Origin of the sequence: Metapseudomonas resinovorans DSM 21078 (assembly GCF_000423545.1) — a bacterium.
GTDB classification, from domain to species: domain Bacteria; phylum Pseudomonadota; class Gammaproteobacteria; order Pseudomonadales; family Pseudomonadaceae; genus Metapseudomonas; species Metapseudomonas resinovorans.
Genome location: NZ_AUIE01000015.1, coordinates 112003 through 134343, shown reverse-complemented (window position 1 = coordinate 134343; position 22341 = coordinate 112003). Strand labels below are relative to the sequence as shown.

Sequence of the window (22341 nt, the reverse complement as noted above, 5' to 3'; positions counted from 1 at the left end):
GGCACGGTGCGTGCGAACCGCGACCCGGGGCGCCGAGTCGCTAGCGCGAGCCGCGGCTTTAGCATTTGGCTTCGTCTACATCCATCCCATGCGGGATGGCAACGGACGGATTCGTCGCTTCCTGATCAACGACACCCTCGTTCGAGACAATGCTGTCCCGAATGGCGTGATACTGCCGGTCTCTTCAACCATCACGAGTTCAACCGAATTTCGTGCCGGCTACGACAAAGCGCTCGAGGTGTTCTCGCGCCCATTCATGCGGCGCTATGCGACGTCCTATCGGTTTAGCGAACTCGTTACCTACGAGGACGGTACTCCCAGCAACTTCGTGTTCGACGACTACGACGATGCGCGCTTTGCCTGGCGCTATCCGGATCTGACCACTCACGTTCTATACACCGCGCGAGTCGTCGAGCATACGATTCGAACGGAGATGGCCGAAGAAGCCAGAGTCCTGGTGATCTTTCAGCTCGCCAAGGAGCGGCTCAAAGAAGTCGTGGAGATGCCAGGCCAGGATTCGAACCGCATCATTCGTGCCATCAAGGAGAACGGCTGGAACGTCTCCGGCAAGCTCAAGAGGGAGTACCCGCGACTCGACGATGAGCGCCTGGCAGAGCGCGTCGTGGAGGCCGTTCAATCGGCATTTGAAGGCCGGGAGATGAAAGACGGCGACGTGTGAACTCCTTCACATCCGTCAGATCCTGAGGTCGGCCACAGGCGATTACCCGTGGCTGCAATGGCCGGACTGGCTGATGGCGAACGGCCTGGCGGACGCACGACCGAAAGGCGTGCTGCGTTTCCACCGATACGACCTGGTGACCCAGGCCGAAGCCCAGGTCGACCAAGGCGGAACAACGCCAAGCTGAGCTGCGAAAGGCGCTTGGGATTCCTGTGCCCGATCAGCGCGGCTCAGCCGCCAGGATCGCCCCCGCCAGCTCCAGGTCACTGCGCGCTTGCAGCTCAGGATTCTCGCTACGAAGCCGTTGCAGCTCCGCTTCGAGGTACGGCCCGCGAATCTCGCCCTCGCTGGCGATGAAGCTGCTGGCGTCGTCTTGCACCGGGCCGACGACTTTGTCGTCGCCGCCGCTGGTCAGGTAGGTGGAGGCCGTCGTGGCGCCGGTGGAGATGAGGTTTCGCAGCAGGTCATCGTGATCATCCCGTGCCAAGACCGATGTGCAAGGAAGGGCAATGAGGACGAGGGTTGCAGCGGTGATGCGGAAACGCATGGTGACTCCTTGGTGTTTGCGTTTCCCTCAGAGTGCGGCCCGTGAAACGAGTTCCAGCCTGCGTTGACCGATCACCGTTCTTTTCACCCGCCGTCTGTCCGGTTGCGACATCCGACCTCGGAACCCTGCCGCCCACGCTGTACTAGACTGCACCACCACTGTGCACAGGAGCAGCGTTGATCAGGGCTCCGCGCACAGCGCATCCAGGATTTCCAATCACTGCATCCGGTAATTCGCTGGCCAGGAGAGCCGACCTTCCCAGGGGAGCGCGAGCCCAACCATGCCGTACAGAAAGCACTTGATTGCCACTGCCACTTGCCTTTCAGCCATCTGTATTTCCAGCACCCAGGCCAGCGAGTCGGCCATTCAGGCGCATTGCCTGGAAAAATGGAGCGGTGACGCCATGCGCGCCTACTGCCTGGAGGAACAACGTGAAGCGGCTGACGCGGTCGCCGGCTACAGCGGAGCGATTCGCAGCCGCTGCGAGTCGGAATGGCACGCCGACTTCCATATGGTCCTGTTCTGCATCAAGGAGCAGCAGTCTCCGTCCCAAGCCGCCGTTGCAGATGCGATAGCGGATTAGGCAAACAAACTTCGTAAGAACGAGCCCTGCTCGCGAAGGGATCCCCGTTCGCGAGCAAGCTCGCTCCTACAGGAATGCCGCCAGCTACTCCAGCAATCCAGCCACTCCATACAACTCCGGGCGGCGGTCGTCGTGCAGGTGGTTGTGCTGGCTGATGCGTTTGTTGCGCGCGTCGTCCAGCTTCAGGGTGGCCATCAGGATCTGTTCCCCGCCCTCCTCGGCCGGCCCGGCCAACGGGTAGCCGTCCGGGTCGACGATGACCGAGCCGTGCACCCAGTTCACCCCGCGCTCCGTTCCATGACGGTCGCAGGCGGCGATGAAGAGGCGATTGACTGCGGCATTGGCCTGCACGCGCACCACTTCGGCCGGGCGCTCGATGGGCGGGCGCGGGCCGTCCGGCCAGTTGACCGGTGCACAGAGCAGGTCCGCGCCGGCCAGTGCGGGCAGGCGCACCCATTCGGGGAATTCCAGGTCGTAGCAGACCATCACGCCGATCCGCCCGAAGGCGGTTTCCACCACCGGCGGCGGTTCGCTGCCGGCGGTGAAGATGGCGTTCTCGGCGTCCCACAGGTGGGCCTTGCGGTAAATCGCGCGCACACCCGTGGCGTCCACCAGGGCCGCACTGTTGGCGACCCGCTGTGCATCCAGCCGCTCGCAGAAACCGCCGACAATGACGATCTCCAGCTCGCGGGCAAGGGCCTGCCACAGTTGCAGGGTCGGCCCGTCCAGCGGCTCGGCCAGGGTCAGCGCCTCCGCCAGGTCGCGGAAGACGTACCCGCTCTGCACCAGTTCCGGCAGCACCACCACCTGGGCGCCCTGCAGCGCCGCCGCGCGGATGGCCCGCTCGGTGATGCGGCGGTTGTGGGCGAGATCGCCGACTTTCGGCGCCAGCTGGCAACAGGCTACCGGGATGTTTCTGGAGGCGTTCACTGGGTTGTACTCCCTGCTGTTTCCGTCACTGCGCCGGGTCCGCGCCCGGTCGGGCGATGGCGAGAATGTCGCGCTCGCTGAGGCTGTCGATGAGGCGTCGTTCGCCTTCCAGGTCGAGCGAGCGGCTGAGGATGAAGTAGGTCAGGCCGGAGACCAGCAGCCCCACCAGCCAGGCGATATCCACGCCGTCCAGCAGGCGCGCCATGGGGCCGACGAAGACTTCCTGGCCGGCGGCGGCATCGAAGATGAAGAAGAACGGGACCATGCAGGCGAAGCCCACCACGTAAGCGACGATGCCCCGCAGTTGCCAGGCGCCATACATACCCTTGGGCGTGAAGAAGTGCGGGATCGCATAACGGCCCTTGCGCACGAAGAAGTAGTCCACCAGGTTCACGGCGGTCCAGGGCACCAGGAAGTAGAGCATCAGCACCAGGAAGGTGTTGAGGATGGAAATGCCGTTCCCGCGGATAGACAGCACGCAGGCCAGGACCACCAGCGTGATGACGCATATCGACAGCACCCGTGCGCGCGGCGTGGGGTCGATGCGGCGAATGGAGTCGATCCCGGTAAGCAGGGTCAGCATGGCGCTGTAGGTGTTGAGCGCGATCACCGGCAGGAAGCCCACCACCGACACCAGCACCAGCACATGGCCCAGCCCCGGCATGAGGGAAGTACCCACGCGGTCCAGCGCCACCAGCGCGTCGGACGCCTGCAGCAACTGCGCGAGCCAGGCGCCGAGGCCGATCATCCACGCGCCCGACAGGGAGGCACCGAGAAACACCGCGGCGATCAGCTTGGGCCGGCTGGTGTTCTTCGGCAGGTAGCGCGAGTAGTCGGACACATAGGGCGCGTAGGAGATGTTGTAGCTGGCGGCGATGGCGAACTGGGTGGCAAAGGCGACCCAGCTGAAACCGAGGCTGGCCGGTTCGGCCGTCTCCACCTGCCCGGCACCGAACATCAGTGCGACAGTCACCAGCGCATAGAGCGGCAAGGTCAGCATCAGCGCCCACTTGAAGGCCTTGTGCATCAGGTCGTGGCCGTAAATCGCCAGCAGCGCGCCGATGGCGATCACCCCGCAAGCCACGGGGATGGGGTCCAGCCCGAAGACGTTGTTCAGGCCATCGATGATCAGCGAGACGTTCACCACGTTGAAGCCGACGAACACGAACATGGTCGCCAACAACGCCAGCACCACCCCGCGATAACCGAACTGCGCGCGCGACTGGATCATCTGCGGCAGCCCCATCTCCGGCCCCTGGGAACCGTGGAAGGCCATGAACAGAGTGCCGAACATGATGCCCAGCGCACCGGCCAGGGTTGTCCACAGGGCGGACAGCCCGAGGCTCGGGCCGACGAAGCCGATGGAGATGGTGAAGAAATGGAAGTTGCCGAGGAACCAGAATGGCCCCTGGCTGCTAAGCCGGGCATGGCGCTCGGATTCGGGAATGTAGTCGATCGAGTGGCCTTCGATGGCCAGGCCGCCTTTGGCTTCAGCCGCCTGGGCGGGCTGGGTGGACCCTGACATGGGATGCTCCTTCGCTCTCGGTCGAGCGAACTGTTGTTCTTGTGAGGATGCGGTCAGCGGCTACGCAAGGCCCCTGCCATACATCGACTTCATCTATGTTGGGTGAGGTAGCGCTGCCCAAACCCTGTGGCGAACGCCTCCGAACGCGCCCTATGATGGCGCGCCCGCGACCTGGCTCCTGCCCTTATCCCTGCTGGCTATCAGCCCTGCCGCTGAAGCCGCAATCTAGGCGCCCCGGCAGGCGCTTAAAATAGCGCGGGCCAACTGTTCACATAGACTGGACTCTATGTAATTAACTTTCGGAGGCTGCATGCTGGGGAACGTATCCGAGCTGGATATCCGCTTGATCCGCATCTTTCTCGCCGTTGTCGAAGCGGGCGGTATTTCGGCGGCGCAGACCGCGCTCAACACCTCGCAACCCACCATCAGTGCGCAACTGGCCTCTCTGGAAACCCGCGTGGGATTCCGCCTGTGCCAACGCGGCCGGGCCGGTTTCGCCCTCACCGCCAAAGGCAGCCAGTTCGTCGAAGCGGCGCGCCGTCTGCTGGCTGCAGCCGAAGGCTTCCGCCTGGAAGTGCAGCACATCAACCGCACGCTCACCGGCACGCTGAATGTCGGCCTGCTCGGGCAGATCGACCCGACCGCCAACAAGAAAGTCGCCCAGGCCATCGCCCGTCTGCGCGCGCGGAACCAGGGGCTGTATTTCCAGTTCACCGAACTGTCGTCGTCCTTCCTCGAAGAAAAACTGGTGAACGGCCACCTCGACCTTGCCATCGGCTACTTCTGGCGGCGGCACGACAGCCTCGACTACTTCTCGCTGTTCTCTGAAACGCAGATTGCCTATTGCGGCTCCTCGCACCCGCTCTACGAACAGGCGGGCTCGCTCGCCAGCCAGGACGTGGCCGAGCACGAATGGGTCTGGCCCAGCCACCCGTTGCCGGAAATGCCAGCGCCTGCCGCCATCGACCGCTTGACCGCCCTCACCGACAGCATGGACGGCGCCGCTTTGCTGATTCTCTCCGGCCAGCACCTGGGCTTTCTGCCACAGCACTATGCGGCGCGGCATGTGGAACTGGAGCAACTCCGCGCGCTCGATCCGGCGCAACTGCGCTATGAGGTGCAGTTCCACGTGGCGGTGAGGCGCTCCACCCGGCAGAGCGAGTTGGTGAGCACCTTTCTGGCGGAATTGATGGACGTGTTCGACGTAGCCTGACGCCGAACACCGCTCACAAGCCGTACTTGGCCTTCAACGCCTGAATCGCCTGCTGCTCTCGCTGAAGAAAAGCATCGAAGCGGTGGATCAGCTCCGGATGCCGAATGCTCGACAGGTGATAGAAGCTGTCGCGGAGCGGCAGCAAGCCGGGCTCCACCACCAGGTCGTTCGCCCGCCCCTCACGCTTGAGGTGAAAGTGCGCCACTTGCTGCGCCATGTTGGCGGCGTCTATATGGCCGGCCAGGACCATATGGATCAGCCCTTCCGGGTTGGGCGCCTCCTCGATAACAACCCGTCCGGCGGCGATGTCGTCCTGGAATTTCCACGGCGTGAAACCGCGAACGAAGCCAAGCCGATGGAAGTTCTCACGCGGCTGGCCCTTGCGCTCGGGCAATACCAGCATGACATCCTGGAACTGCAGCACCGGCTGTGAATAAGCGATGTGGGACGGCTTGTGCGCCGCCTCCCAGCGCGGATTGTCAGGGAAGACCAGGTCGAGCCGACCCGTCAGGTAGCCATGGGACAGGCGCCGCACCGGCAGCGCCACGTAGGTGAAGTGCAGGTTCTCCCGCGCCGCGAACAGGTCCAGCAGATCGCGGGCGTAGCCACGGTACGGGTAGTCCGGCGCTACGGCGGAGTAGATCGGGTAATAGTCCACCTGCTCCACGCCGATGAGGTATTCCGCCGGCTCAGCGGCCAGCCCGGACTGCAGCCAGAAAACAGCGAGCAACAGCGTGACGAAACGCTGTGCTCGACAACGGCATGTAACCAGCGGGATTGGCATGGAAGGGCAAGAGCCTTGCAGAAATGCCCGCCAGTTTAGGCTGGCGGGAAGTCGGCAGTCTCCCCCCTTTTCAGTCTTTCAGTGGCACTCTGCCTTTGACATGGCCGGTGCCTGCCTTGGGGTCTTCCTTGCTTACTCCTCAAGAGATTCGCGACCGCTTCAGGCGGCGCCCTCGTTTCGAAGTACCCACGACGCGACAGCCTGCGGCGCTGGGCGCACCCACAAACAGAAATGCCCGCACAGTGCGGGCATTTCTGCTTTACCGCGACGGACTTACTTGGCGTTCAGCGCCGAATAGCTCTGCATCAGGTTGGCGTAGGCCGGCAAGTGGCTCGCCAGCAGGCCGCCGAAGCCTTCGATGTCGTTGCGCCAGTCACGGTGCAGCTCGCAACCCACGGCGAACCAGTTCATCAGCTGGGCGCCCGCCTGGCTCATGCGGTTCAGGGCGGCATCGCGCACCACCGGGTTGAAGGTGCCGGAAGCGTCGGTCACCACGAACACTTCAAAACCTTCTTCGATGGCCGACAGGGTCGGGAAGGCCACGCACACGTCAGTCACCACGCCCGCGATGATCAGTTGCTTCTTGCCGGTGGCCTTGACGGCTTTGACGAAGTCTTCGTTGTCCCAGGCGTTGATCTGGCCGGGGCGCGGAATGTAGGGCGCGTCCGGGAACATCGCTTTCAGCTCCGGTACCAGCGGGCCGTTGGGGCCGCTTTCGAAGCTGGTGGTGAGGATGGTCGGCAGGTTGAAGAACTTGGCGATGTCGGCCAGGGCCAGCACATTGTTCTTGAACTCGTCGGGGGTGAAATCACGGACCAGTGACAGCAGGCCGGCCTGGTGGTCGACCAGCAGTACGGCGGCGTTGTCCTTGTCGAGGCGGTTATAGCGCGTTGTCATGGCATTTTTCCTTGCTTGGGTGGTGACGAACTGTTTTTCCGTAGGGGCGATTTCATTCTCCAAGCAGGCCGAAGGTCTGCCCTTCGAACCCGCAGGGGGCGGTCAGAAGGCAAAGCACGAACAGCCAAAAGCGCCCCAGAAACCCTGGAAATCACTCACTGGCACATTGGACTGCCGCGCCCGCTCGTGGCTGTGGGCATGCACCGCGCAGGCGCCGACGCACTGGTGCACCTGGGCGGTCAACGGCGCGGCGGGTTTCCAGTGGCCGGGAACCTTGGCCACCGGCGACCAGTCGGGCAGCACCGGCAGTTGCGGTGGGCCGAGCTTGTCGAACTCGCCGGCGGCGTACACCACCTTGCCGTCCACCACCGTCAGCACCGACTCGATCCACTTGATGGCTTCTGCCTCGACGCTGAAGAAGTCCGCCGACAATGCCGCCAGGTCGGCCAACTGGCCCACCTTGATCTGGCCCTTCTTGCCCTGCTCGCTGGAGAACCAGGCGCTGCCGTGGGTGAACAGTTGCAGCGCGGTGTCGCGGGACAGGCCCTGGGGGTACAGCTCCAGTCCGCCCACGGTCTTGCCGCTGACCAGCCAGTAGAGCGAGGTCCAGGGGTTGTAGCTGGACACGCGGGTGGCGTCAGTGCCGGCACCCACTGGCACGCCCTCGGCCAACATGCGCTGGATCGGCGGGGTCTGCTCGGCGGCCTTGGCGCCGTAGCGGTCGACGAAGTACTCGCCCTGGAAGGCCATGCGGTCCTGGATGGCAATGCCGCCGCCCAGGGCGCGCACGCGTTCGATGTTCTGCGGGCTGATGGTTTCGGCGTGGTCGAAGAACCAGGGCAGGCCGTTGAACGGGATGTCGCGGTTGACCTTCTCGAACACGTCGAGCATGCGCGAGATGGATTCGTTGTAGGTGGCGTGCAGGCGGAACGGCCAGCGCTGTTCCACCAGGTGGCGCACCACCGGCTCCAGCTCCTGCTCCATGCTCGGCGCGAGGTCCGGGCGCGGTTCGAGGAAATCCTCGAAGTCGGCGGCGGAAAACACCAGCATCTCGCCGGCGCCGTTGTGGCGGAAGAAGTCGCTGCCGTCGCCGGGTTTGACCTGCTTGCTCCAGTTCTGGAAATCGGCCAGCTCTTCCTTGGGCTTCTGGGTGAACAGGTTGTAGGCGATGCGCACGCTGAGCTGGCCCCGCTTGGCCAGTTCCTGGATCACCTGGTAGTCGTCCGGGTAGTTCTGGTAGCCGCCGCCGGCGTCGATGGCGCTGGTCAGCCCCAAGCGGTTGAGCTCACGCATGAACTGGCGGGTGGAGTTGACCTGGTACTCCAGCGGCAGCTTCGGCCCTTTGCTCAGCGTCGAGTAGAGGATCATCGCGTTGGGCCGGGCGATCAGCATGCCAGTGGGTTCGCCGCTGGCGTCGCGCTGGATCTCGCCACCGGGCGGGTTGGGCGTATTGCGGTCGTAGCCGACCACCTTGAGGGCGGCACGGTTGAGCAGCGCACGGTCGTAGAGGTGCAGGACGAACACCGGCGTGTCCGGCGCCGCCTTGTTCAACTCGTCGAGCGTGGGCATGCGCTTCTCGGCGAACTGGAATTCGTTCCAGCCGCCGACCACCCGCACCCACTGCGGCGAGGGGGTGCGATCAGCCTGGTCTTTCAGCATGCGCAAGGCATCGGCCAGCGAGGGCACGCCTTCCCAGCGCAGTTCCAGGTTGTAGTTGAGGCCACCACGGATCAGGTGCAGGTGCGAGTCGTTGAGGCCGGGGATGACGGTGCGCTTGTTCAGGTCGATGACCTGGGTCGCGTCGCCGCGCAGGGCCATGGCTTCGGCATCGCTGCCGACGGCGAGGAACTTGCCGTCCTTGATGGCCACTGCGCTGGCGGTGGGCCTTTCACGGTCGACGGTATGGAAACGGCCGTTGAACAGGATCAGGTCAGCTTTCATGTCGTTCCTCGATGGGCTGGCGAAGGTCGCGCCGCCACTGCCGGTAAATGGCAGGGCAGACCACAGGGCACCGGTGGCGCCCAGCACGGAACTGGTCGCCAGGAATCGGCGACGGCTCTTGTCGGAGGGGTCTTGGCTCATGAACGGTTCCTCGGTCAGTGGGCGCCGGAGCGGTGGCACAGGTCGGACCCCGAGCATGCCGTGCCCCGGCGAAAAGCGATTGCACGTATGTGCCGTCTCGCACTGGAGCGCGGCCGTGCTAGACGGCTTCCGGTTCACCCAGCTCATGCAGCGAGCGTGACATGTGCTGGTAGATGTGATTGCGCAGCCAGCGTTCGGCCGGGTCGTTGTCATGCGCGCCACTCCAGACCATGGAGAGTTCGGCAGGGGCGATGGGAAAAGGGGGATCCTCGGCACGCAGGCAAGTGCCTTCCACCAGCGCGCAGGCGGCGTAGTCCGGCACGGTGGCGATCAACTCGGTGCGCGCCAGCAACGAGCGCAGGCCACTGAACTGCGGCACCGCCAGCACCACGTTGCGGCTGCGCTCCACCCGCTGCAGGTCCAGGTCGATGTTGCCGCACAGGTCTCCGGAGAAAGACACCATGGCATGGGGCCGCTCGCAGTAATCGTCCAGGGTCAGTGGCTCCGGCCGGTCGTCGCCACGCAACACCTTGCAGGGGATGTCCCGCAGCTTGCGGCGCTTGGCGTTTGCCGGCAGGTCCTGGGTGTAGCTGACGCCCACGGAAATCTCCCCGGAGGCCAGCAGCGAGGGGATCAGCAGGTAGTTCACCCGGCGCACCACCACCTTGATGCTTGGCGCCTCTTCGCGCAGCCGCCGCAGCAGTTCGGGAAACAAGCCAAACTCGGCATCGTCGGAGAGGCCGATGCGGAACACCTCGCGACTGCTGGAAGGGTCGAACTCCCGGGCACGGCTCACCGCACCGGAAATGGCATCCAGGGCCGGACGCAGTTCCTTGAGGATGGCCTGCGCCCTGGGCGTCGACTCCATGCCGCGTCCTTGGCGGATCAGCAACGGATCGTCGAAGAGGTCGCGCAAGCGCGCCAGCGAGGCGCTTACCGCGGACTGGCCCAGGAAAAGCTTCTCAGCCACGCGCGTCACGTTCTTCTCGAACATCAGGGCTTCGAACACCACCAGCAGGTTGAGGTCGACGCGGCGCAGTTCGTTTCGGTTCATGGAGCCATCCTGGTGGAGGAATCGGTGTCGTGGTGATGGGGTGGGTCTGGCAGGAATTTCCAGGCCCGATTGAATGTAGGCCATGGCCAGCGGCACGGTAGTACCAGATTGGCAGTCACCCCCCGTTCATCACCGGTGCGCGCACGCGGCCGCATGGGCAGGCGTGCGCCCGGCTCTCGACGAATGGCTTTATCTTGTCACTTGGAGACTGGGCGACAACCGCGCAGCGAGGCCGGGTACGGACATCGGAGTGCCCGATGCGGACACGCGGTCACTCAGTTGAACTGCAGGCGGTACTGCAAGGGGGTCAGCCCCAGCCGCTCGACGAAGCGCTGGCGCATCAGTCGCACGCTGCCAAAGCCGCTGCGGAAGGCAATAGTCTTCAGTGGCAGGTCACTGGACTCGAGCAGGCTCCGGGCCTGGTCGATACGAGCGTTCTGCAGGAATTCCATGGGCGTCATCTGCACTTCGCGGGCGAACAGACGGGCGAAGTGGCGCGGACTCATGGCGGCGATCTCAGCCATCCGCGCGATGCTGAAGGACTCGTCAAGGTGCTCCAGCACGTAGTTCTGCACCCGACTGATGGGCGTCTCATGGGTGGTGATGTTGGCCACCAACGGGCTGAACTGAGCCTGCCCGCCCTGCCGGCTCATGACCACCAGCAGCACCTTGGCGACGTCCAGGGCGACCTTGCGACCATGGTCCAGGGCCACCATGGACAGCGCCAGGTCGATGCCGGCGGTGACACCACCCGAGGTCACCAGGCGGCGGTCCTCGAGGAAGATCTGGTCGGTCTCCACACGCGCCTTGGGGAAGGCCTTGATCAGGCGCTCCGTGTAATGCCAGTGGGTGGTCACCCGATAGCCGTCCAGCAATCCGGCATGGCCGAGGATAAAGGTGCCGGTGCAGATGGAGCCATAACGCCCCGCCCGCTCGCTCGCGCCGCGCAGCCAGGTCAGCAGTTCGGGATGCTGGTGGTTGTAGGCACCGGGGCCGCCGGGTACCAGCAGCAAGTCATAGCTGCCAGTGGCCTGTTCGAGGGTGAACTCCGCCTGCATCAGCGCGCCGTTGGACGCACGCAGGGGGCCGGACTCGGTGCCGATGATGGTGATGCGGTAGTGCTTGTCCGGTGCCAGATAGCGGTTGGCGATCGAGAAGACTTCCAGGGGGCCGGCGATGTCCAGGAGCAGGAAGTCCGGATACAACACCATCGCTATATTTTTCATGGACTTAGGCATACCAATGCGGGACCGAGAGGAGCATGGGGGAAGACGTGGTGAGACGCAATTGCGAGTTCACCGCACTGAACCTGATCGATATTCTTCCGCTTGGCGCCTGGCCGACCCCAGCCCGACAGCCGGATGAGGAGTGCGCAACCAATGCCCGCCTCCGCTGTCCATAATGGTGCGCTCCGTCAGCGCCTCCGGGAGGCCCCTTGTTCGCTGTATCCGCTCGTAATTTGCTTCGCCAGACCATTCTCGCCCTGTCCTTCATGTCCACCTCCGCCCTCGCCTGCCCCGCCGGGCAATCGCAGGTGTGCGTAGTGACCTGCTTCTGTGCACCAGGTGCCCCGGGTGATATGGCGCCGCTGCTGGAAAGCGTCAATCAGGTGGCCGCCACCAGCCTGCAGCAGTGGATCGTGCAATCTCGAAGCAACATGCTTGCCACCCAGTTGCAGCCGATTCCGCTGCATATCCGTGCGCAGCTGGAGCCCTACTACGACCTGCGGGTGCTGGACACGGCGCGCTACAAGGTGGGCGTCGACGCCGAGATGAATGCCGCCAACACCCTGATGCAGAACCCCGACGTGGAAGCGGTGACCCTGGTGGACGTGATCGTCTTCCGCAACGAGGACGATGCGCAGAACAACATCGCGCTGTGGGCCCACGAACTCCACCACGTGAAGCAGTACCTGGACTGGGGCGTGGCAGATTTCGCCCGCCGCTACACCCGCGACTTCAACGCAGTGGAAGCGCCGGCCTACAAGATCCAGGGCGAAGTGGCGCGGGCGCTCAAACCGACAGTGGCGAGTAGCGGCAAGGCACTCTGAGCCAGGTTGCTGGTGGCGTCGGCGAGGATGACGATGGTGGGCTGAAGCCCACCCTGCGTAACCGGTCGATTGCCCCTGTAGGGTGGGCTTCAGCCCACGCAGTAGCGCGGCCACGAAGGCGTCACCCATGCCGAAATATCATCGAGGCATGACGAAAAATGAGTTGTCCGACAATCCCCTCTAGCCCCATTTTGTCGCTCTAGATTGGGCCCTTGCGCCCCGTAGAAACCCTTGAACAAGAACAAGAGGGGATGTAGATGCGTGCAGAATCGGGCCTGTTCAAGGGCCTCAATCCCACGGTGACGCTCGGCTCGGTGCTGATTGTGATCGCCTTCGTCGTGAGCTGCGTGCTGCAGGCCGAGCAGGCAGGGGACGTGTTCAAGGCCACTTCCAGCTTCGTCCTGCAGCAGTTCAAGTGGTTCTACCTGGCCCTGGTCACGGGTGTGCTGGGGCTGCTGATCTACCTGGCCATGAGCCGCTTCGGGCACATCAAGCTCGGACGTGACGAGGACGAACCCGAGTTCAGCTTCGGTTCCTGGATTGCCATGCTATTCAGCGGCGGCATGGGCATCGGGCTGATCTTCTGGTCAGTGGCCGAACCCATGTCCCACTACGCCGGCAACCCCTTCGCCCAAGGGCTGAGCGACGAAGCCGCCACGACCGCCATGCGCATCACCCTGTTCCATTGGGGTCTGCATCCGTGGGCGATCTTCACCATCGTCGGCCTGGCGCTGGCCTACTTTGCGTATCGCAAGGGCCTGCCGCTGACCATGCGCTCGATCCTCTACCCGCTGATCGGCGAGCGCATCCACGGGCCGCTTGGCCATGCCGTGGATATCACCGCCGCCGTGATCACTGCCTTTGGCGTATCCCTTTCCCTGGGCATGGGGGTGGTGCAGATGAACACCGGCCTCGCCCAGGTGTTCAATCTACCGATCAACCTCAATGTGCAAGTGGGCCTGGTGATCGCCATCAGCCTGGTCACGACCCTTTCCGTGATGGCCGGCGTGTCCCGCGGCATGAAGATTCTCTCGGAGTGGAACATGATCCTCTCCGTCGTCCTGGTAGCCGCCGTGCTCTGCCTGGGGCCGACCCGTTACATCCTCAACCTCATGCTGGAAAGCACCGGCGACTACGCACAGAACATCATGCACCTGAGCTTCTGGAGCGACGCCCAGAAGGACGACGGCTGGCAGAACCTGTGGACCGCCTTCTACTGGTCCTGGTGGCTGACCTGGGGCCCCTTCGTCGGCCTGTTCATCGCGCGGATATCCAAGGGCCGCACCGCTCGCGAGCTGATCGTCGGTGCGCTGCTGGTGCCGACCCTGGTCACCATCGTCTGGATGTCGGTGTTCGGCGGATCGGCACTCAAGGCCGAACAGGAAGACCGCCTCCAGCACGAGCAGCGCGTGGCTGCTGGCGAGCTGTCCGGCCCTCAGGCCGAGTTCAAGGGCGGCACCGTGCTGCAGGCCACCCAGCGGGAAACCACCTCGGCCATGTTCGTGCTGATGGACCGGATCGACACGGGGCTGCTGGGCAAGGCGCTGAGCATCCTGATCTGCATCCTGCTGGCGACCTATTTCATCACCTCGGCGGACTCCGGCACCCAGGTGCTCTGCACGCTCAACTCCAACGGCAGCGTCGACCCACCCAAGAGCATCCGCCTGGTCTGGTGCGTGCTCCAGGCCGGCATCGCCATTGCCCTGCTGCTGGCTGGCGGGCTGACGGCGATCCAGATGGCCAGCATCGCCGCGGGGCTGCCCATCGCGCTGTTCGTCCTGCTGCTCAGCTACACGCTGATGCGCTGCCTACGCGAAGAGCCGCTGGGCGCCCTGCCCGGCCATCCGGGCGGACGTCGCCTCCCCGGCCAGGCGCCCCACCTGGTGGACGCCCTCGCCAGCGGCCAGGCCCAGCGCAACACCGACCCAGCGGGCGCCCTCACTGCGCGTAAGCAGGTCTGACCAGCCGCAATGCGAAACCCATCGCCTACCAACAGCATGGGTTTCGCTGCGCTCTACCACATCCTACGATTGCCCCAGGTCACAGGCTCTCCGTCAGCCACTGGCGGAACTGCCGCACGCTCTGCCTCGGACTGCCCGGACCGGCGCGTTCCAGCAGGCAGAAACTCCCCTCGGTTTTCAGCGCGAGGCTGTTCGGTCGCACCAGGGCGCCGGTCAGCAGGTGGTCATCCACCAACTGATGCCAGCCCAGCGCGACCCCTTGTCCAGAGAGGGCCGACTGGATCAGCAGGCTGTAGCTGTTGATATTGATCCGTTGGCGCGGCATCAGCGGGCCAAGGCCGAGTCGATCAAGCCATTCCGGCCAGCCGATCCAGTCACGCTGAGTGGCCTCCAGCCAGAGCCAAGTGCAATCGGCCAAACCGTCCACCGTCGTCAATTGCGGGTGGCGCGCCAGGTAGGCCGGGCTGCAGACCGGGAAGACTTCTTCGGCGAACAGCGGCGTGCTTCGCATGTCCTTGGGCGGTTTGCTGCAGTAGTAGAGCGCGAGATCGCACTCCAGGCGGGAAAAGTCCCTGACCTGATCGTCAGCGACGATGCGCAGGTCGATGTCTTCGAAACGGCTCTTGAATTGCGGTACGCGCGGCAGCAGCCAGTGCGCCGCCAGCGCCGTGCTGGTGACCACCGTCACTTGCTGGTCGCCACGCCAATGACGGATTTCGTCCGTGGAACGGGCCACGTGCAGCAGGCTGTCGCGCACGGTTTCGTAGTAGCGGCTGCCCGTGGGCGTGAGGTGAATGGTACGCGTGCCACGCTCGAACAGCGGCTTGCCCAGGTACTCCTCCAGGTGACGTACCTGGCGGCTGATGGCGCCCTGGGTGACATTCAGTTCGCTCGCGGCGTGCGTGAAGCTCAAGTGCCTGGCGGCAGCCTCGAAGGCGACCAGGCTGTTCAAGGGAGGCAGAGGATGGATCTTCATGATTCAGGCCAGCGGCGATGGATGCTCTCATCGATGGCGCGATCTTAAGGCCCCGCTCCCCTGTCGTCGCCGAGGCTGGCGGGGATAGCTATCCCGGTGTCGCAGACGGCTTGGTCAAGTACTGGCCAGTCGCCTGCAAGGCCGCACGCATCTCGCGGTTTTCCCGACGCAACGCCTCATTGGCGGCTTGCAGCCCCTCCAGGCGCCGACGCATGTCCGCCAGCGCCTCCTGCCCGTAGCGCACTCGCAGTTCCTGCCAGAACAGGGCCAGCATCAGCAGCACAATCAGCAGGATCGCACCGCTGAGCAAGGCCCAGGCCAGTTCCATTGCGTTCATCCCTGTCTCCAGAATGGGCGGTCTTGCCCGATGACGCGAAGATATGTAGCGTCACAAGACAGGTCTAGAATGTGGATGTGTACAGGTAAACTTTTGGCACGGATGGAGGCACGCCATGAAACGCAAGCAGTCGATCGAACACGTGCGCTGGGACCTGGCCCTGCGCTACCGCCTGATCGAGACCGTTGTCTGGTGGGAGGGGCGCCTGACCACCAATCACCTGATGCAAAGCTTCGGCATCAGCCGCCAACAGGCGTCCAAGGACATCAACACCTACATCGGTGAACATGCGCCCAAAAACCTGACATATGACAAGCACCTGAAAGGCTATGTCCCCAGCAAGCAGTTCCGTCCGCTGTTCATCGACGACAGCGCCGATGCCTACCTCCACCTGCTCAACCACAACCACGAGCGCGCCCCGCATATCGAGGGCCTGGCCCTGGCCTACGCCCACACCGAAGTGCTCAAGGTGCCAGACCGCTCGGTACGCCCCGAAGTGCTGCGGCCGCTGCTCAAGGCCTGTCGGGAAGGGCTGCGGCTGGAAACCGAGTACGTCTCCCTGGCCAACCCCGCCCCGGAAATCCGCCTGATCGCCCCGCACACCCTGGTCTACACCGGCATGCGCTGGCATGTACGCGCCTACTGCGAGAAGAACCGCGCCTACCGCGACTTCGTCCTCAGCCGCCTGCGTGGCGTGCCGGAGCTGCTGGACGCCTCGGAACACAGCCGCGAGCAGGACGAGGGCTGGAATACCCAGGTGCAGGTGATCATCGAGCCGGACCCGCGCTTGAAACCGTCGCAGAAGGCGCTGATCGAAGTCGACTACGGCATGCAGGACGGCCGCCTGGTGCTGGATACCCGTGGCGCCCTGGTGCAATACGTACTGCAGCGCTACCAGATCGACCCGAACAAGCTGCAGGCCAAGGCTGTGGCCCAACAGATAGTCGCCGCCAACCTGGAAGAGCTGGAGCGCTGGCTGTACAGCTGAGCGCCCTCACACCACGTCATTGTGGGGGCGAATTCATTGGCTATGTCCGCGTTAGCTGTTGCTTGGCGGCAACCGGTGAGCGCGAGTGCCTGTAGGACGCCGAGTTCCTGCTGGCGAGAATGTCCGCATTCGCTAGCAAGCTAGCGCCTGAAAGGGACTCCAGGACCTTCGCCACTGCCTGGCGAATGATTTGCCTATCCAGATGGCATAATCTCAACCGGCTCATAACAGGTACGCATGAATGACCGCTGAAAGCTACGACCAACTTGCGATCTTCTCGGCCGTGGCGCAGGAGCGCAGCTTCACCCGTGCCGCAGCCAAACTTGGCATGTCGCAGCCTGCCTTGAGCCGGGCCATGCGTCAGTTGGAGGAGCGACTGGGCGTCAGGTTGCTTTCGCGCACCACTCGAAGCGTGTCTCCCACGGAAGCCGGCGAACACCTGCTGCGGGTGGTCGCTCCCAGGTTCGAAGAAATCAACAACGAGTTGGCATTTCTCAGCGAGTTCCGCGACAAGCCGGCAGGCACGCTGCGTATCACGGCCGGCGAGCATTCCGCGATCACCATCCTGCACCCCGTACTCGCGAAGCTGCTGCCCGAGAATCCCGATCTCAACATCGAGATCATCGTCGACTACGGTCTGACCGACATCGTTGCGCAAGGCTACGACGCCGGTGTCCGGTTGGGTGAGCAGGTCGCCAAGGACATGATTGCGGTGCGCATCGGGCCCGACATGCGGATGGCCGTTGTCGGCTCACCGGAGTATTTCGCCAGGCATTCGAAGCCCAGAATCCCGCGCGACCTCATGCAGCACAACTGCATCAACATCCGTATGCCAACCTACGGCGGCATCTACCCCTGGGAGTTCGAAAAGAAGGGGCAAGAGCTGAAGGTGCGTGTCGAGGGCCAACTGGTGTTCAACAACATCGCCATGCGCCTGGAGGCCGTCCTCCAGGGGCTGGGGCTGGCCTACATGCCCGAAGACCTGGTACAGGCGCATGTCGCCGAGGGGCGGTTGATCCGCGTGCTCGCGGACTGGTGCGAACCGTTCACGGGATACCACCTCTACTATCCGAGCAGGCGTCAGGCCTCACCTGCCTTCTCCTTGTTCCGCGACGCCCTGCGCTACTTGGGCTGAGCCCAGAGTCACGGCCGCCCAGCGGCTTCAGCCAGCTGCGTGTCCAACGCCTCGCGGGCGCGCCTGGCTGCATCGGCATCGCCGTTGTCGGCTAGCGCCTGGATCAGTTGACGCAACTGCGAAACGGTCAGGCCCACCCTCATGCTGGCGGCCATGTGCGAACGCAGTTGCGGCTCCACACCGGGTGTAGCGGCCAGCGCTCCGACCGTGGCCAGCTCACGGCTTTGCCAGTCCAGGTTGTCGCGCTCGAAGATGTCGCCGAACAAATGCGCCTGCAGGTACTGATTGATGACGGGGGCGAAGTCGAACAGCGGGCCTTGCACAGGTGCGCCCGCAATACGGGTCTGATTGGCCTTGCCCGCCGCGAGCAGTTCGTCGCCGGTGGGAATGACGCGACTGGGCTCGCGTCCCGGCGCATCCTGGATGCCGCGCTGCTTGCGCGCCTCCGCCACCCTCATCAGCTCACCGAGCGCGTTGAGACTGCGCGGAAAGCCGGCATAGGCGTATAGCTGCACGAGGATTTCCTTCGCCTCACTGATGGTCAGGCCCGCATCCAGCCCCTGGTTCAAACTGGCATTGAGTTTGGGCATGTCGCTCGTGGCCATTGCGGCTGCGATCAACGGGATGGCCTGCTGCTTGGCGGACAGCGTCTCGGACGCGGATTGTTCGGTGATCATGGTTTGCGGCTCCAGGGTGCCCTGGGCAGCGTGGCTCGACGTAGCCGCCAGCCCCAGGCTCAGCGCGAATGCCGCTGCCAGCGTTCCGGGCTTGCAGTGTCTAGCGTGCGTTGTATTGGTCATCGGTCACTTTCTCCAGCCATTCCACGTTCTTGCCATCCATCGAACCCGTCACGGCCAGGTGAGTCATTGCAGTGGTCGGCGCGGCACCGTGCCAATGCTTGACGCCCGGAGGGCATAGGATCACGTCGCCCGGGTGGATCTGCTGCACGGGTTTGCCCCATTCCTGTGTCAGGCCGACGCCGGAAACCACCACAAGACGCTGTCCTGCGGGATGGGTGTGCCAGGCCGAGCGCGCACCGGGCTCAAAGGTCACGTAGGCACCGGACGCATTGATCTCGTCGCTGGCGGGAAACAAGGGATCGACGCGCACCCGCCCGGTGAAGTTATCCACCGGCCCGGCTACGGAAGCCTGAGTGCCTGCGCGGCTGATCTGCTGGCTGCCTACAGACTCTTTGGCCTCGCTGGCCGCGTTGGCGAAAGGAATCGCAGCGCATACCGCGATCCCGAGCAAAGTCTTGTTCATGGTGACGCATCCTTTGTTTAGAGAGTCCTGGCGTAGAACGCCGTCAACTTGCCCATTGCGGCGTCGACATACTTCGGAACCCAGTAGGTTTCGATGTGCGTGGCCCCATCGATCATGAACAGCTCCTTGTCCTTGGTTCCGCTGGCCTTGGCGAACGCCTCTTCACTCATGTACAGGCTGTCGGCTTTGCTGCCCGCGATCATCAACAACGGTTTGTCGATCAGTTCGATCTGGTTGCTAGCGTCGAAACGCATCAGGTCCAGCAAGCTGCTCATGGTGTACTTGAAGGTCGAGTTGGGGTGCGCGTGCGTCTTCCAGTAGTACTCGTAACCCTGCCGATACAGATCAAATGGCAGTTTGGCGATCTGCTCATCGGTCAGATTGGCGTCGCCGGCATAGAGCACCTCGCCACCAGCCGCTTCCTGGGCGCGGGCAGCCGAAGCCCGCGTCAGGCGTTCCTGAATGGTGTCCAGTTGCGAATCCACGTAGCCATTACGACGAACCCGTCCGGAGTTGAACATGCTCAACGTCGCAATCGAGCGGAATCGCTTGTCGGTTTGCGCCGCCGCCAATGAATAGCCGCCACCGCCGCAGATACCGAGCAGGCCCAGGCGTTGCTGATCGACGCCAGCGTACTGGCTGATGAAATCCGCCATCCCGTGGATGTCCTCGATGCGGTGCGCGGGTTTGTCCACATTGCGCGGCTGACCGCCACTCGCCCCCTGATAGGCCGCATCAGCAGTGATCGTAATGTAGCCCTGATCCGCCAATCGCTGGGCATACAGACCTGCGACCTGCTCTTTAACCCCACCATTGGGATGCGCCACCACGACTGCTGGATATTGCTTCGCCGGATCGTAGTTCGCGGGGGTGTAGACGTTGGCTGAAATATCCAGGCCATTGAGTGTGTACGTGACCGGGTGGATGTTGATCTTGCCCGGCTCGTTCTTCGCAATCGCACCGTCGTAAACCAGGGTGAATGGGTTCTGCTTGTAATCCCCAGCGCCGGCCTCGGCCGACAACATCCCGACCATGGCGGCCATGAGGGTCGCCTTTATCGTTCGCTTCATCTGAAAACTCCTGCCAATTTCTGACGCTAAAAGGCACGGCGGCCATCGCCGTGCGCGTGGTCAATCCAGGTCTTTTTCTGCGAGAAACTTCGAAACCAGATCCGCGATTTCGACGTTGTTGATGTCCGAGAACGGAAAATGGGAGTTGCCCTTGATCCCGATCTCCGGCAAGTGAATGAGCGTTACGTCGCCGCCATGACGATTCACCGTATCCCGCCACAGGCGCGCCATCTCGAGCCGGGCACGCCAGCTGTCCTGAGCAGGCAAACGAACCGGTTTGGCGGGGATGTTGTCGCCATAGAAAATGACGATGGGGATGCGAGTCAGCGCTGCGAACTGCGCCTTGGATACGACATGGGCCGAGAGCGTGTCGAACGCGCTGGGAATCGGCGCGGGCACTTCCCCTTCTGGAAACACGAAGCTGCTGCCCGGCTCGAACGCCACAATCGCCCGCACGTTGCGGTTCTTGATCGCAGTCAGCCAACCGGGCCCGCCACCCTGCGAATGGGTGAACAGGATGGCGGGGCCAGCCTTCTCCAGCAGTGCGGATACGCCATCGGATACAACCTCGATGTCGTAAGGACCGGTGTTGGGCGTCATCGAACGGAAGAACTGCTCCAGCGCCTCCTGTCCTCGCGGAAACTGGCTGCCCTCGAAGGTCTCGGGCCACAGGCCGATGCGGAACTGGTTGAACCACATCTGCTCATCCGCGACCGGCTTGATCGCTGTTTCAACCAGGCTCCGTCCCGCATCGCCCCGGCGCGGCTGGTCGATCAGATAGGTGGAGAAGCCGCGACGCAGGAAGATGTTCTGGAACCCTTCACGTCCATCGGCCGTCGTCTCCCAGGACTTCGCGGATTGCCCTGCGCCGTGCCACATGACGATCGGCAGCGGGCGAGCGTCGACCGGCACCTGATAGAACGCGTACACATGGTCACCGTGGTAGCTCTGGCCATCGGGCTTCGTAGGCTTGTAGGGGTCGAAACTACCTGGCTGGGTGATCAGCCCACCGCCGGCAATCAGGCTTCCCTGGTCCTTGATGACCAGCGGACTGCGATCACCCGCGCTGACAACCGCAGAGGTGCATAGCGCGATACACAGGGTGCCTGCCTTAATCGCAGGCATGCACTTATGAATGATGTGCGGGGTCATGGGTTGCGCTCGGTTTGAAATAACAGAGCACCAAGCTACCCCTCGCGCATTGATTAATGAATAGCACCAGTCGAATAGTACTGATACCAGAAACACATAGATAAACCGTGTGAACTCAGCTGCCGAGACAAGCATCAGCGTTCACGGCGAGGGGCCGGGAGTGAGCGTTGATCGGCCGGGCTCGGTATCACCCGTTCATTGCGGGCCCTCGGCCTACACACCTGCACCACATCCGTTTTCGCCGTCCTACAGAGAAATTTCCCACACACCAGTAACCTTGAGGGCCTACAAGCGCGCTCGATAGTGTTCCGCTCCGCCACGGTCAATCCCGTGGCCGGGTTTGACAGCCCGTTGTCCAGGCGCGATTGCGCCAACCGGTGCATGCGAGGAACAGCGAAGGTTCTTTGCAGGCTCTGATACGCGTGCAGTATTTGCTGCAACGCTTCATGGCAGATCGCGTGGGGAGATCCTCGTGATCTGCCGGATCCTGGACCCGGTCTGTCAACCCCGCGCGGTCTGCCGCCCTTCGATTGACAGCGAACGACGGTAGCTCCTCAACCAGTCCCAGGAGTTACACCCATGCATGAAGCATTCACCCCCATCACCCTCCACCGCTACACCCGCCCCCTGCGCGGCGTGATGATCGACGGCCAGCCCTGGACCAGCGCCTTCGACTTCGCCCGGCTCATCGGCCACAAGCACCACCAGCGACTCTACGACCAGATGGACCCCGACCAGCGCCAGACCCTGCGTTTCCTCTACGCCACCGGCAACGAAGAAAACGTGCCCGTCATCAGCCAGTCCGCCACCTACCGCACCCTTTGCCGCTACTACCGCCCCGAAAACCGCAGCCTCCGCTACTGGCTCGACCACGAATTCTTCCCCACCCTGCGCGACGCCGAATCCCTCGCCCCCAGCCAACCCCGACGCGTAGTGATGAAATGGGACGGCCTGCGGCAAAGCCTGCTGGAATGGCAAGGAAGACTCTGGGTGCCCCTGGAAGAACTTCCCCACTTCGCATCACAACAAGCCCCGCAAAGCCCCAGCCGCCTGCCGAGCTGGTGGCGAATCTGAAAACAAAGGCGCCGCCCATTGGCGGCGCCTTTACCTGAACT

The 22341-nt window shown here is 63.5% G+C and carries 21 protein-coding genes and 1 pseudogene; 8 read left to right on the top strand and 14 right to left on the bottom strand.

Annotated features, from left to right (window positions below; genetic code table 11):
* Positions 1-19: 19 nt before the first annotated feature.
* A pseudogene (locus G559_RS28985) lies at positions 20-679 on the top strand (Fic family protein); the annotation flags it as partial.
* 220 nt (positions 680-899) lie between these two features.
* Here the strand turns inward: G559_RS28985 and G559_RS0114115 are convergent.
* Complete coding sequence (locus G559_RS0114115; RefSeq protein ID WP_028628843.1) at positions 900-1226, bottom strand: DUF2388 domain-containing protein; 327 nt, start codon at positions 1224-1226, stop codon at positions 900-902.
* A gap of 280 nt (positions 1227-1506) precedes the next feature.
* Here G559_RS0114115 and G559_RS0114110 point away from each other — a divergent pair, with 280 nt between their 5' ends.
* The gene (locus G559_RS0114110; protein ID WP_028628842.1) at positions 1507-1809 is read left to right on the top strand and encodes a hypothetical protein; all 303 of its coding nucleotides are present in this window, start codon (positions 1507-1509) and stop codon (positions 1807-1809) included.
* Positions 1810-1893: 84 nt separating this feature from the next.
* Here the strand turns inward: G559_RS0114110 and G559_RS0114105 are convergent, their stop codons facing one another.
* Together G559_RS0114105 and G559_RS0114100 are read right to left on the bottom strand one after the other, a co-directional pair.
* On the bottom strand, positions 1894-2739 hold the full coding sequence (locus tag G559_RS0114105; protein WP_028628841.1) for a nitrilase family protein: 846 nt from the start codon (positions 2737-2739) through the stop codon (positions 1894-1896).
* Positions 2740-2764: 25 nt separating this feature from the next.
* Positions 2765-4264 (bottom strand): purine-cytosine permease family protein, encoded by a 1500-nt coding sequence (locus tag G559_RS0114100; RefSeq protein WP_028628840.1) that lies wholly within the window; start codon positions 4262-4264, stop codon positions 2765-2767.
* A 310-nt stretch (positions 4265-4574) separates the two neighbouring features.
* Between G559_RS0114100 and G559_RS0114095 the strand changes: the two genes are divergently transcribed.
* Positions 4575-5477: a LysR family transcriptional regulator gene (locus G559_RS0114095; protein WP_028628839.1), complete on the top strand. Its 903-nt coding sequence runs from the start codon at positions 4575-4577 to the stop codon at positions 5475-5477.
* A gap of 13 nt (positions 5478-5490) precedes the next feature.
* On the opposite strand, the gene G559_RS0114090 is transcribed toward G559_RS0114095, so the two are convergent.
* The 5 genes from G559_RS0114090 to G559_RS0114070 form a co-directional block, all read right to left on the bottom strand.
* Positions 5491-6261: a substrate-binding periplasmic protein gene (locus tag G559_RS0114090; RefSeq protein ID WP_081668069.1), complete on the bottom strand. Its 771-nt coding sequence runs from the start codon at positions 6259-6261 to the stop codon at positions 5491-5493.
* Positions 6262-6534: 273 nt separating this feature from the next.
* Complete coding sequence (gene ycaC / locus G559_RS0114085; RefSeq protein ID WP_028628837.1) at positions 6535-7158, bottom strand: isochorismate family cysteine hydrolase YcaC; 624 nt, start codon at positions 7156-7158, stop codon at positions 6535-6537.
* Positions 7159-7260: 102 nt separating this feature from the next.
* Positions 7261-9099 carry an amidohydrolase gene (locus G559_RS0114080; RefSeq protein ID WP_155945726.1) on the bottom strand — a complete coding sequence of 613 codons (1839 nt, stop codon included), beginning with the start codon at positions 9097-9099 and terminating at the stop codon, positions 7261-7263.
* 259 nt (positions 9100-9358) lie between these two features.
* Complete coding sequence (locus G559_RS0114075) at positions 9359-10294, bottom strand: LysR family transcriptional regulator (protein ID WP_028628835.1); 936 nt, start codon at positions 10292-10294, stop codon at positions 9359-9361.
* Between the two features lie 275 nt (positions 10295-10569).
* Entirely contained in the window at positions 10570-11520 is a 951-nt protein-coding gene (locus G559_RS0114070) for a GlxA family transcriptional regulator (protein WP_028628834.1), read from the bottom strand.
* A 209-nt stretch (positions 11521-11729) separates the two neighbouring features.
* On the opposite strand from G559_RS0114070, the gene G559_RS0114065 reads away from it, so the two are divergent.
* Complete coding sequence (locus tag G559_RS0114065) at positions 11730-12344, top strand: eCIS core domain-containing protein (protein ID WP_155945724.1); 615 nt, start codon at positions 11730-11732, stop codon at positions 12342-12344.
* A 257-nt stretch (positions 12345-12601) separates the two neighbouring features.
* Positions 12602-14305 carry a BCCT family transporter gene (locus G559_RS28980; RefSeq protein ID WP_051246665.1) on the top strand — a complete coding sequence of 568 codons (1704 nt, stop codon included), beginning with the start codon at positions 12602-12604 and terminating at the stop codon, positions 14303-14305.
* Positions 14306-14384: 79 nt separating this feature from the next.
* Here the strand turns inward: G559_RS28980 and G559_RS0114055 are convergent, their stop codons facing one another.
* Together G559_RS0114055 and G559_RS0114050 are read right to left on the bottom strand one after the other, a co-directional pair.
* On the bottom strand, positions 14385-15281 hold the full coding sequence (locus G559_RS0114055) for a LysR substrate-binding domain-containing protein (protein WP_028628832.1): 897 nt from the start codon (positions 15279-15281) through the stop codon (positions 14385-14387).
* A gap of 88 nt (positions 15282-15369) precedes the next feature.
* The gene (locus G559_RS0114050; protein ID WP_028628831.1) at positions 15370-15618 is read right to left on the bottom strand and encodes a hypothetical protein; all 249 of its coding nucleotides are present in this window, start codon (positions 15616-15618) and stop codon (positions 15370-15372) included.
* A 115-nt stretch (positions 15619-15733) separates the two neighbouring features.
* Here G559_RS0114050 and G559_RS0114045 point away from each other — a divergent pair, with 115 nt between their 5' ends.
* Both G559_RS0114045 and G559_RS0114040 read left to right on the top strand, forming a co-directional pair.
* A complete protein-coding gene (locus G559_RS0114045; protein ID WP_028628830.1) occupies positions 15734-16606 on the top strand; it encodes a WYL domain-containing protein in 873 nt (290 codons plus the stop codon).
* A gap of 241 nt (positions 16607-16847) precedes the next feature.
* Positions 16848-17741, top strand: a complete 894-nt coding sequence (locus tag G559_RS0114040; RefSeq protein WP_028628829.1) for a LysR family transcriptional regulator — start codon at positions 16848-16850, stop codon at positions 17739-17741.
* Between the two features lie 8 nt (positions 17742-17749).
* Here the strand turns inward: G559_RS0114040 and G559_RS30810 are convergent, their stop codons facing one another.
* The 4 genes from G559_RS30810 to G559_RS0114020 are packed head-to-tail and all read right to left on the bottom strand — an operon-like array spanning position 17750 to position 21226.
* Positions 17750-18541 carry a carboxymuconolactone decarboxylase family protein gene (locus G559_RS30810; protein ID WP_028628828.1) on the bottom strand — a complete coding sequence of 264 codons (792 nt, stop codon included), beginning with the start codon at positions 18539-18541 and terminating at the stop codon, positions 17750-17752.
* Positions 18519-19004, bottom strand: a complete 486-nt coding sequence (locus G559_RS30805) for a (R)-mandelonitrile lyase (RefSeq protein WP_028628827.1) — start codon at positions 19002-19004, stop codon at positions 18519-18521. The genes G559_RS30810 and G559_RS30805 overlap by 23 nt, the downstream gene beginning before the upstream one ends.
* A 17-nt stretch (positions 19005-19021) precedes the next feature.
* Complete coding sequence (locus tag G559_RS0114025) at positions 19022-20074, bottom strand: alpha/beta hydrolase (RefSeq protein ID WP_028628826.1); 1053 nt, start codon at positions 20072-20074, stop codon at positions 19022-19024.
* Positions 20075-20134: 60 nt separating this feature from the next.
* A complete protein-coding gene (locus G559_RS0114020) occupies positions 20135-21226 on the bottom strand; it encodes an alpha/beta hydrolase (protein ID WP_028628825.1) in 1092 nt (363 codons plus the stop codon).
* A 579-nt stretch (positions 21227-21805) separates the two neighbouring features.
* Here G559_RS0114020 and G559_RS28975 point away from each other — a divergent pair.
* Complete coding sequence (locus G559_RS28975; RefSeq protein WP_051246662.1) at positions 21806-22300, top strand: BRO family protein; 495 nt, start codon at positions 21806-21808, stop codon at positions 22298-22300.
* Positions 22301-22341: the final 41 nt, after the last annotated feature.